9 protein-coding genes are annotated in these 11,032 nt (G+C 68.5%); 5 read left to right on the forward strand and 4 right to left on the reverse strand.

All coding sequences use genetic code 11. The annotated features are described in order from the left end of the window. Nucleotides 1-4 precede the first annotated feature (4 nt). From AC6LJW_RS10020 to AC6LJW_RS10030, 3 genes are all read right to left on the reverse strand, one after another. Nucleotides 5-979, reverse strand: a complete 975-nt coding sequence (locus tag AC6LJW_RS10020; protein WP_056559243.1) for a tripartite tricarboxylate transporter substrate binding protein — start codon at nt 977-979, stop codon at nt 5-7. Nucleotides 980-1,144: 165 nt separating this feature from the next. Next, nucleotides 1,145-2,047 (reverse strand): LysR substrate-binding domain-containing protein, encoded by a 903-nt coding sequence (locus AC6LJW_RS10025; protein ID WP_427984921.1) that lies wholly within the window; start codon nt 2,045-2,047, stop codon nt 1,145-1,147. A 69-nt stretch (nt 2,048-2,116) separates the two neighbouring features. Continuing rightward, nucleotides 2,117-5,656: an indolepyruvate ferredoxin oxidoreductase family protein gene (locus tag AC6LJW_RS10030; RefSeq protein WP_498087174.1), complete on the reverse strand. Its 3,540-nt coding sequence runs from the start codon at nt 5,654-5,656 to the stop codon at nt 2,117-2,119. Nucleotides 5,657-5,769: 113 nt separating this feature from the next. Here AC6LJW_RS10030 and AC6LJW_RS10035 point away from each other — a divergent pair, with 113 nt between their 5' ends. Next, entirely contained in the window at nt 5,770-6,675 is a 906-nt protein-coding gene (locus AC6LJW_RS10035; RefSeq protein WP_056559252.1) for a LysR family transcriptional regulator, read from the forward strand. Between the two features lie 33 nt (nt 6,676-6,708). Here AC6LJW_RS10035 and AC6LJW_RS10040 read toward each other — a convergent pair whose 3' ends face one another. Then, nucleotides 6,709-7,617: a LysR family transcriptional regulator gene (locus tag AC6LJW_RS10040; RefSeq protein ID WP_056559255.1), complete on the reverse strand. Its 909-nt coding sequence runs from the start codon at nt 7,615-7,617 to the stop codon at nt 6,709-6,711. 124 nt (nt 7,618-7,741) lie between these two features. Between AC6LJW_RS10040 and AC6LJW_RS10045 the strand changes: the two genes are divergently transcribed. The 4 genes from AC6LJW_RS10045 to AC6LJW_RS10060 all read left to right on the forward strand — a co-directional run bounded on the left by AC6LJW_RS10045 (nt 7,742) and on the right by AC6LJW_RS10060 (nt 10,755). Further along, nucleotides 7,742-8,344 (forward strand): amino acid synthesis family protein, encoded by a 603-nt coding sequence (locus AC6LJW_RS10045; protein ID WP_427984917.1) that lies wholly within the window; start codon nt 7,742-7,744, stop codon nt 8,342-8,344. Next, entirely contained in the window at nt 8,341-9,150 is an 810-nt protein-coding gene (locus AC6LJW_RS10050) for an alpha/beta fold hydrolase (protein ID WP_498087175.1), read from the forward strand. Before AC6LJW_RS10045 ends, AC6LJW_RS10050 begins: the two co-directional genes overlap by 4 nt. 104 nt (nt 9,151-9,254) lie before the next feature. Then, complete coding sequence (locus AC6LJW_RS10055; RefSeq protein ID WP_427984914.1) at nt 9,255-10,226, forward strand: Bug family tripartite tricarboxylate transporter substrate binding protein; 972 nt, start codon at nt 9,255-9,257, stop codon at nt 10,224-10,226. Between the two features lie 40 nt (nt 10,227-10,266). Beyond that, nucleotides 10,267-10,755 carry a PA3715 family protein gene (locus tag AC6LJW_RS10060; RefSeq protein WP_498087176.1) on the forward strand — a complete coding sequence of 163 codons (489 nt, stop codon included), beginning with the start codon at nt 10,267-10,269 and terminating at the stop codon, nt 10,753-10,755. Nucleotides 10,756-11,032: the final 277 nt, after the last annotated feature.

Genomic DNA, 11,032 nt, shown 5'->3' on the forward strand with positions numbered 1-11,032 from the left:
CCGGTCATTCGATGGTGACGCCCGCCGCCTTGACGAGCGTCTGGCTCTTGGTGATCTCGGCGGCCAGCGTCTGCGCCGCCTGTTCCGCCGTGGTGCCCTGCGCCACAAAGCCCTGAGGCGACAGCGCCTTGAGCACCGCCGGCTCCTGCATGGTCTTGCGCGTGGCGGCCTGCAGCTTCTGCACGACATCGGCGGGCAGCCCGGCCGGCCCGATCAGCGAGATCCAGGCGTCGTACGAATAGCCCTTCACCCCGGCCTCGTCCAGCGTGGGCACGTTGGGCAGGATGGGCAGGCGCTCGGGCGTGCTGACGGCAAGCGCGCGCAGCTTGCCCGCCTGCACTTGCGCCAGCACGGACGGGGAGGCCAGGAAGGCGACCTGGATCTGTCCCGACATCACGTCGGTGATCAGCGCGTTGCCGCCCTTGTACGGGATGTGCATCATGTCCACGCCCGCCTTGGACTTGAGCAGCTCGCCGGCCAGGTGCAGCACGCTGCCCGTCCCGGACGAGCCGTAGTTGATCTTGCCCGGCTGCGCGCGGGCGGCCTTCAGCAGGTCGTCCATCGTCCTGTACGGCGAGTTCTCCGCCACCACGACCACGAGCGGCGTCGTGCCGATGACGGAAATCGGCGTGATGTCCTTGACCGTGTCGTAGGGCAAGCTCTTGTACAGGCTGGGATTGATGGCATGGTTGGACGACACGATGGCCAGCGTATAGCCGTCGGGCTTGGCGGACACCAGTTGGCGCGTGCCCGGAATGCCCGCCGCGCCGGCCAGGTTTTCCACGATCATGGGCTGGGCCAGCGTCTTGCCCAGGTTCTCGGCCACGACGCGCGCGACCACGTCGGCGGTCGAGCCGGGCGAGGTCGGCACGATCAGGCGGATGGGGCGGTCCGGGTAGCCTGCGGCCGACGCGGCGGCAGCCGCACACACGGCGCCAAGCGCGAGAGCACAGCTCGCGAGCAATCTGGTGGGGGTCATGATGTCTCCGTATAGGACGCAGCGGGGTCTGGATGCCCCGTACCGGCGATGAACGCGCTTTGACTATACGAAGACGGCCGTCAATGGCGAAGTGTCATATCGGCAGCCCCGCCATCGCGAATGGCGACGACGGGTTGCGACGGCGGGTCCCGACGGAGCCGGCCGTCAGCCCTGCTGCGCCAAAAACCGGACCAGCTTGCTAGCGGTCGCCGACAACTGCGCCTGGTTCGGAAACACGATGCAAAGCTGGCGCCGGGCCCACTCATCGGAAAGGGGACGCACCACTACGTCCAGCGCCTGCAGATACAGCTCGGCGACCTGCTGCGGCATCACGGCGATGCCCAGGCCGGCGTGCGTCATGCGGCACAGCGCGTCCAGGCTGGCCACACGGATCTTCACGGACAGCGTCTTGCCGAGCGCCGCGGCCCGCGCCGCCAGCAGCTGCGTCAACGCGCTGTTCTCGCGCAGGCCCACGAATGTTTCGTCGGCGATGTCCTGCAGGCTGAGCTGGCGCGCCGAGGCCTTGGGGTGCGTGGAGGGCAGCATGACCGCCAGCCGGTCGCGGCGGTAGGGCAATTGTTCCAGCTCGTCGGCGCCCGCGATCTGGTTGCAGATGCCGAAGTCTGCCGCCCGCTCGCGCACCAGGCGCAGGACGTCGGGACTGTGCTGCTCTTCCAGGTCGATATCCACGTCGGGAAACAGGCGCTGAAACGCCGCCACGTCCTCGGGCAGGAACTGCACGATGGCCGACAGGTTGGCCACCACCCGCACGTGCCCTTTCACGCCCTCATAGAAGCGCGACAGCTCCGCCCCCATCGCCTCGACGTCGCCGATGATCTGGCGCGCGTGGCGCAGGACGGTCTGCCCGGCGGGCGTCACCGAGACGCCGCGGGTGTGCCGGGCGATCAGCGGCAGGCCGATCAGCGCTTCCATGTCGGCGATGCGCCGGCTGACGGCGGAGGGCGCGATGAACTCGCGCTCCGCCGCCCGCGCGATGCTGTTCTCCTGACAGACCGCCACAAAGAGGCGCAGCGAGGTCAGGTCGAGTTTGCGGAGGATGCTTTCCATGGCGGATCCAACGGGCGGCGGGGACCGGCCCCCGCATTGACGGGGGATCGTACACCACGCCTCCCGCGATCAGGCCGCCAGCCGCGCCGCGTTACCGCTGCGATACCGCTCCCACAGCGCCGCCTGTTTGCCGCGCGCCTGTTCCACGCTCTTTTCTTTTACATGCCCATAGCCGCGGATCGCATCCGGCACGTTGGCCAACTCCAGCGCCGCGTCGCGGTTGCCGGCGTCCAGCGAGCGGGCGAACTCCTCGGCCAGCGCCAGATAATCGGCCGCAAGCTGGCGTTCCATGCGGCGCTCGGCCGTCCTGCCGAATACGTCCAGCCAGGAGCCGCGCACGCGCTTCATCGGCGCGAGCAGCCGGAACGCCGATTCCATCCACGCCCCGTACGCACGCTTTTGCGGCCGGCCCCGCGCGTCGCGGCGCGCAAACGCCGGCGGCGCCAGGTAATAGCGCAGCGCGTAGTCGCGGCCCGGCTCGCCCTCGAATTGCGCGCGCAGCCGGTCCTTGAACGCCGGGTCGGCATGCAGCCGCGCCACCTCGTACTCGTCCTTGTAGGTCATGAGCTTGGCCAGATTGCGGGCCACGGCGCGCGTGACGTCGTGACGCTTGTCGCCCAGCGCGGCCTCACGCGAGCGCACCGCCGCCACGGCCGCCAGATAGCGCTGCGCGTACGCGTCGTCCTGGTAATCGCGCACGTGCGCCGCCAGCCGGTTGACGAGCGCGTCCAGGGTTTCCGGTAAAGCCACCACGCGCTCGGCCGCCGCCGGGCGCAGCGCGTCGGCGCCGCGGTGCGCGGCCTGGCGGCCCAGTTCGAAGGCGGCCAGGTTCTTGTCCACCGACACGCCGTTGATCTCGATCGCGCGGCGCAGGCTGTCCAGCGACAGCGGCAGGCCGCCCTTTTGCCACGCATAGCCCAACAGCAGGGGATTGGCGTAGATGCTGTCGCCCAGCAGCGCCTCGGCAAGCGGTCCGGCCTCCAGGAAATCGCAATGGCCGCCGGTGCTCTGCGTCAGCGCGGCCTGCGCCTGCGCCCCCGGAAAGCGCCAGGCCGGCTGCGACAGGAACGCGGCGGTCGGCGCGGCGCTGCTGTTGACGACCGCGCGGCCATGGTCGGGCCGCAGGCGCGACAGCACCTCGGGCGACGCCGACACCAGCGCGTCGCAGCCGATGACCAGATCCGCCTCGCCCAGCGCGACGCGCGTGGCGTGCAGGTCCTCGGGCCGGTTGGCCAGCTGCACGTGGCTGAGCACCGCGCCGCCCTTTTGCGCCAGCCCGGCCATGTCCAGCACGGTCACGCCCTTGCCCTCGATGTGCGCGGCCGCGCCGATCAGCGCGCCGACCGTCACCACACCCGTGCCGCCCACGCCGGCCACCACCACGCGATACGCGGCGCCCGGCGCGATATCGGCGGGCTCGGGCAGCGGAGCCTCGGGCAGCGCGGGCGCGCCGCCCTGCTTGCCGGGCTTGCGTGGCACCGCGCCTTCGGCCGTCACGAAGCTGGGGCAGAAACCCTCAACGCAGGAAAAGTCCTTGTTGCAAGACGACTGGTTGATGCGCCGCTTCGTGCCCAGCGGCGTATCCAGCGGTTCCACCGACAGGCAGTTCGACTGCACCGAGCAATCGCCGCAGCCTTCGCAGACCGCTTCGTTGATGAAAGCGCGCTTGGCCGGGTCGGGATACTCGCCGCGCTTGCGGCGGCGGCGCTTCTCGGTGGCGCAGGTCTGGTCGTAGATCAGCACGGTAGCGCCGTCGATGTCGCGCAGCGCGCGCTGCACGTCGTCCAGCGCCTTGCGGTGGTGGACCTCCACGCCCGCCGGCAACGTCTGCGCGCCCGTGTACTTGTCGGGTTCGTCAGTCACGACCACGGTCTTGACGATGCCTTCAGCCAGCATCTGTGCCGCGATCTGCGGCACGGTCAGCACGCCGTCCACGGGCTGCCCGCCCGTCATGGCGACGGCGTCGTTATAGAGGATCTTGTAGGTGATGCGGGCGCGCGCCGCGATGGCCGCGCGGATGGCAAGCAGGCCCGAATGAAAATAAGTGCCGTCGCCCAGGTTCGCGAAGATGTGGCGCTCGGACGTGAAGTCTTTCTGGCCCAGCCACGCCACGCCCTCCCCGCCCATCTGGCTGAAGGTGTCGGTATTGCGGTCCATCCACATCGCCATATAGTGGCAGCCGATGCCGGCGACCGCGCGCGACCCCTCCGGCACGCGTGTCGACGTATTGTGCGGACAGCCGGAACAGAACCAGGGCTTGCGCTCTTCGACCAGCGTGGGTCGGCTGGCCTCGCGTTCTTTGGCGTCGATCACGGCCAGGCGCGCCGCGATGCGGGCACGCAGTGCGTCGGACAGGTGCGCCTTCTCCAGCCGCGCGGCAATGGCGCGGGCGATCAGCGCGGGCGACAGCTCATAGCGCGCCGGCAGCAGCCACCCGCCGCGCGGCGTGGACCATTCGCCGCCGCCGTTCTCGCGTTCGTCGAACTTGCCGTACACGCGCGGCCGCACGTCGTCGCGCCAGTTGTAGAGTTCTTCCTTGAGCGCGTACTCCAGGATCTGGCGCTTTTCCTCGACGACCAGAATTTCCTTGAGCCCGGTGGCGAACTCACGCGCGTCCTGCGCATCCAGCGGCCAGATGCAGCCCACCTTCAGCACGCGGATGCCGGCCTGCGCACAGGCCGCCTCGTCCAGCCCCAGGTCGTTCAGCGCCTGTCGCACGTCCAGATAGGCCTTGCCGGCCGTCATGATGCCGAAGTGTGCGTTGGGCGAATCCAGCACCACGCGGTTCAGCTTGTTGGCGCGCACGTAAGCCAGAGCCGCGTACCATTTGTGGTCCAGCAGCCGCGCCTCCTGCGCCAGCGGAGAATCCGGCCAGCGGATGTTCAGGCCCCCCTGCGGCATGCCGTCTTCGGGCAGCACAATTTGCACGCGCGACGGGTCGACGTCGACCGACGCGCTGGACTCCACCACATCCGTCACGCATTTCATCGCCACCCACAGGCCCGTGTGACGGCTCATGGCCCACCCGTGCAGGCCGTAGTCCAGGTATTCCTGCACGTTGGACGGGTACAGCACCGGAATGCCGCTGGCGATCAGCACGTGTTCCGACTGGTGCGCCACCGACGAAGACTTGGCGGCGTGGTCGTCGCCCGCCAGCATCAGCACCCCTCCGTGCGCGGACGTGCCAGCCGAATTGGCGTGCTTGAGCACGTCCACCGACCTGTCCACACCCGGCCCCTTGCCGTACCACATGCCAAAGACGCCATCGCGCTGCGCGCCGGGGAACAGATTGAGCTGCTGCGAGCCCCAGACGGCGGTTGCCGCCAGATCCTCGTTCAGGCCGGGCTGGAACACCACATCGTTCGCTTTCAAGTGGCGCTTGGCCTTCCACAGCGCCTGATCCAGCCCGCCCAGCGGAGAACCCCGATAGCCGGACACATAGCCCGCGGTGTTCAGGCCGGCCTGCGCGTCGCGCTGCTTCTGCATGAGGGGCAGGCGCACCAGCGCCTGCGTGCCGCTGAGGTACACGCGGCCGGTGGGCTGCGCATATTTGTCGTCGAGCGACAGGCCATGGGTGTCGGCCACGCCGGTGGGTAGAGGGGCGTTCATGGGGGTTGTCTCCTGCAATCTGCGGTGCGGGCATTTACGTGTTTTCCGCAGTGTAGGAAGGCGCGAAGCCATCGTATATTCATATATTCGACTAGCTGGTATGTGAAAAACACATGGCTAATGAAGTCACGCTCCGGCAACTCCGGTACTTCGCCGCGGCCGCCCGCACCGGGCGGTTTTCCATGGCGGCAGCCGACGAACACGTGTCGCAATCGGCCGTCACCAATGCCGTCCTGGCGCTGGAAGCGCAACTGGGCGTGCGCCTGTTCGACCGCCACGCGCACGGGGTGACGCTGACGCCCGAGGGACACAACTTCCACCAGCGCGCGCGCGACGTCCTCGATTCGCTGGATGACGCGCTGCGCGAGCCGGGGTTTCAGCGCTATGCGCTGCGCGGGTCGGTGCGGATCGCGGCGTCGTATACGGTGCTGGGGTACTTCCTGCCCGATCTGCTGGCGCGCTTTCGGCGGCGCTATCCGGACGTCGTGCTGGACCTCGTCGACCTGGACCGCCCCGAGATCGAACAGGCGGTGGCCAGCGGCGACGTGGAGCTGGGCGTGGCCCTGCTGTCCAACGTGGACAAACGCGAGCGCTTCGGCCATCACGTGCTGGTGCGCTCGCGGCGCCAGTTGTGGACAGCCGCCGGGCATCCGTTGACGCAGGCGGCCGCGCCGTCGCTGGCCGACATTGCGCGCTATCCGTACATCCTGCTGGAAATGGATGAGGGCGAACGGTCCACCCTGGGCTACTGGCGCAGCCACGGCCTGCAGCCGGACATTGCCTTCAGGACGCGGTCGATGGAGGCGCTGCGGGGACTGGTCGCGCACGGGTTTGGCGTCACGATGCTGTCGGACATGGTCTACCGGCCGTGGTCGCTCGAAGGCCGCAAGATCGAAGCCGTGCCCATCACCGATGCCGTGCCGCCCATGGAAGCGGGCCTGCTGTGGCATCCGCGCGCGGCCATGGCCAAGCCGGCCGAAGCCTTCCGGCAATTCATGATCTACGCGTGCGGAGGGTGAGGCCGCACTACAACCAGGCTGACCGCTTTCCGCCTACACCAGCACCGCGCCCTTGCGGCGCGTGAACTGCGTCAGCGACCGCAGCGCCAGCGCGTGCATGGCGGCCACCGACGGCAGCAGGGTCTCTTCCTTGCGCGTCAGCACGCCGACGATGCGTTCGACCACCGGTTCGACCAGCGGCACAAAGACAAGACCACTGCCCGCCGCGGGCCGCGCCAGCACCGGCAGCACCGTCACGCCCAGGCCGCCCATTACGCTGGCCAATAGCGACGCGCGGTTGGACACCACGATCGCCGGATCGTCGATGGCGCTGCCCAGTTGGCGGTTCTTCAGCGTTTCGAAGGTGGCGTTGCCGATCAGGCGTTCATCCGCCAGCGCCGCCCAGGTCACCGGCCCGCGCCGCCGCGCAAGCGGATGACTCTTCTTGCAGACCAGACCAAAGGCGTCGCGCGCCACCGGGGTGAAGGCCACCTCGGCCGTGCGCGGGGATTGTCCAGCCACGCCCACCTGCACGTCGCCCGCCAGCACCAGCCGATGCACCTCGGGCGACGTTTCGTCCAGCGCGCGGATGCGGATGTCCGGATGGCTGCGCGCATAACGTTCCAGCAGACGGGGCAGCCATTCGTCCGCCAGCGATGGCATGACGGCCAGCGCCACCGGTCCCTGGCTGCCCATGCCGTACTGCCGCGCCGCATCCAGCACACGGTCATGCGTGGCCAGCAGCTCGCGAAACAGCGGCGCCACCGCCTGGCCCAGCGCGGTCAACTGGGCGCGCTTGCCGGGTTCGAAGAGCGGCGCGCCTAGCTGCTGCTCCAGATCCTGCATGGCGGCGGATACGGCCGCCTGCGACCGGAACGTGCCCTGCGCGGCGACGCGAAAGCTGCCGTGGTCGGCGGCCATCAGGAACTGGCGCAGGTGCTGGATTTTCAAGGGCGTGGGCATGACAGGCGCCAGATCAAATTTGGATTTACTGAAATTAGCTCACGTTAATTTGGATTGTCAAAAACGCGCGGGGCGTCGAACAATGGACTCGTCCTTTCATCCCCCAGCTTTCGGAGCAGCGCGTATGTCACTGCAAGTGCGCAAGGTAGTCAGTTATGTCGAGAAAACCCTTATCGAAGGCGGCCGCGCGGCCGATCGCCCGCTGGTGATGATCGTGGCCGCCGCCGTGATCCGCAATCCGTGGGCCGGCCTGCCGTTTCAGGAAGACCTGCGGCCCGGCATTCTGGAAGCCGCGCCCCCGTTGGGCGAACTGTTGGTCGGCGAAATCCTGCGCCAAGCCGGATCCGCGGACAACATCGAGGCCTACGGCAAGGCCGCCGTGGTGGGCACCGCCGGCGAGGTCGAACACGCGTCCGCGCTGATCCACACGCTGCGCTTCGGCAACTTCTACCGCAACGCAGTGGGCGGCACCAGCTATCTCAGCTTCACCAACATGCGCGGCGGTCCCGGCTGCGTGATCTCGGTGCCGCTGATGCACAAGCTGGACGAGGGCCTGCGCTCGCATTACCTGACGGTGCAGACCACCATCAACGACGCGCCGGCGCCGGACGAGATCGTGATCGCGCTGGGCGCGGCCACGTCGGGCCGTCCGCATCACCGCATCGGCAACCGTTATTCGGACCTGAAGGAACTGGAACAGGAAGCGCAGGAGGCGCGCGCCAAATGACCACGCAACGGCGGCGCGCCGGCCGCGGCGAACCTCTGGTCCTCTTGCACGGCGTCGGCCTGGACCACACGCTGTGGGATGACCTGATTCCTTTGCTGGAACCGGACTTCGACGTGCTGCGCTATGACCTGCTGGGCCACGGCGCCGCTCCCGCGTTGCGCGGTACCGCGGACATCCAGGACTTCATCACGCAGCTGGACGCGGAGCTGGACGCCGCGGGCTGGCAGCAGGCGACTGTGCTGGGTTATTCCATGGGCGGCCTGATCGCGGGCGCCTATGCCGCGGCCCGGCCCGAACGCGTGGGCCGGCTGGTGCTGCTGAGCACCGTGTTTCGCCGCACGGAAGAAGAAGCCGCCGCGGTGCGCGCCCGGCTGGCGGCGGCCGCCACGCAGGATCCGCGGGAAGCCGCCAAGGTGTCCTTGACGCGCTGGTTCACGCCGGCGTTTCAAGCCGCGCGGCCCGCGCGCGTGGCACAGATCGAACAGCGCCTGCTCGACAACGACCGCGAGAGCTTTCTGTCCGCGTACGCGCTCTTCGCGCTGGGCGACCCGCTGCTGGCGCAGGCCGCACCGGAGATCGCATGCCCCGTGCTGGTCATGACGGGCGAACACGATGTCGGCTCGAACCCGCGCATGACGCGGGAACTGGCGCGGGCGCTGCCCCGCGCCTGCGCTCGCGTGGTGCCTGAACAGCGTCATATGCTGCCGGTGGAGGAACCCGGCACGGTGGCGGCTGCGCTGCGCAGCTTTGTGTCGGCGCATCCGGCGCAGGCGCAATCAATGCAGGCGCAATCCGCAAAAGCCTAGCCGACGACATCGCATCAACCGCATTCCCCCGAACCCGAAATCGTCCGCCCTGACAGAGACGATGCGCGACACCCCGCCACGAGGCGGGGACGGAGACAAGACACATGGACCGCAGAACCCTCATCAAGACGCTGGCGGCAATGTCGCTGGGCCCGCTGGGCGCCACCGCCACCCGCCTGGCCGCCGCGCGCGAAACGCCCCTGCGCGTGATCGTGCCGTTCCCGCCGGGCGGCGGCACCGACGTGCTGGGCCGCGTCATCGCCGCGTCGCTGGAAGGCGCGCTGGAGCGCTCGGTCATCGTCGAGAACAAGCCCGGCGCCAGCGGCATGTTGGGCGCGGACTACACGGCCAATGGCGCGAAGGACGGCAGCATGCTGCTGTTCGCAGGGCTCGTCCCGTCTGTGCGCTACTACGCCCGGCCGCCCGAAGACGTGCTCAAGCAACTGGCGCCGGTCTGCCCCATCGCGCGGTCGCCGTACATGGTGGCGGTCAACAGCGACCTGCCGGCCAAGACGATCGCCGAACTGGTGGCACAGGCGCGGCGCGAACCCAAGGGGCTGACCTTCGGCACCCCGGGCAACGCCACGCCGCAGCACCTGGCCACCGAGCTGCTGCAGGCCGCGTGCGGGATGGAGATGCTGCACGTGCCGTATCGCGGCACCGGCCCGATGATGACCGACCTGCTGGGCGGCCAGATCCAGGTGGTGGTGGCCACCGTCGCCGCCGTCGAGCCCTACCTGAAGAGCGGCCGCCTGCGCGTGCTGGCCGTGACCAGCCCGCAGCGTCTGCCAAAGTATCCGGAGATCCCCACCGTTGCCGAAAGTGGCTTTGCGGGATTCTCGGCGCAGATCCAGTTCGGCACCTACTGCGCGGCAGGCACGCCCGAAGCGACGATCGCCGCGCTGAACCAAGGCATCAACCGCGCCCTGAAGACCGAGTCCGTGCACGCGAAGCTGGCCGAGCAGGGTTTCGAACCCACCGGCGGCACGCCCGCGCAGTTGCAGGACGCGCTGCTGGCGGAGATCCGGGATGTCGCGGGGCTGGTGCAGGCCGGCAAGGTACGGGTGGACTTGTAAGCAAGCATACGACATCGAGATCGAGATCTCCGACTCCCCATTGCGCGGACCGTTCGCGGTGATCTGTAAAATCTGGCCCGCCAATCCTGACCTGCTGCTGGCAGCGATTCCGCTGATGCGGGATGGTCCCAGCCGGGACTTCGGCCACGATGGCGACCTTCGGATACTGGTGCTGGATCGCGCCACGCTGAAGGTGTTTGAGCACCTGCAGCTTGACGGACTGATGTCGGACGACGCCATGCGGATCAGCGACGTGTCCTTCGACACAGCCCGGTATGACGTCGCACCTGGCCGCCGCGCATTCGGATTGCGGATATCCCGCACGGGCTCTTCGCGCGCCAATCCGTTTTCCGAGACCAGCCTGCGGCTGTTCGACATCGGCCCCAAAGGGTCTGAACATGGTGCTGGACGGCCTGATCGCCGACAGTTCCGGCGGCGAGTGGGACACCAACTGCGCCGGCGAGTTCTCGAAGAGCAGCGTCAGCCTCGCCATCGGCGGCCGCGTCGCCAATGGATTCAGGGACCTTAAGCGACCGAATCCTACGAGACCAGCCGTTCGGCGCTACAGGAAGGCGATTGCGTGGAGAAGCTGCAAGACAGGGGCAGGACGGCGCACACGTTAACGTTTGACGTCCGGCGCTACCGGATCCCGGAAACCCTGCGTTCGATGGACGGAGAGTCTGCTGGATAAGCCAGCATTTGCCGCCGCGTCCGCGCCTGTGCACGCAACCGCGTGATCCGCCGTAGATTGAGCATGCACTCCCCGGAGACGGCACGCCCGATCAGCATCCCCCGCACGCTGCGCG

Source organism: Achromobacter sp. 1012554356 (assembly GCF_059760815.1).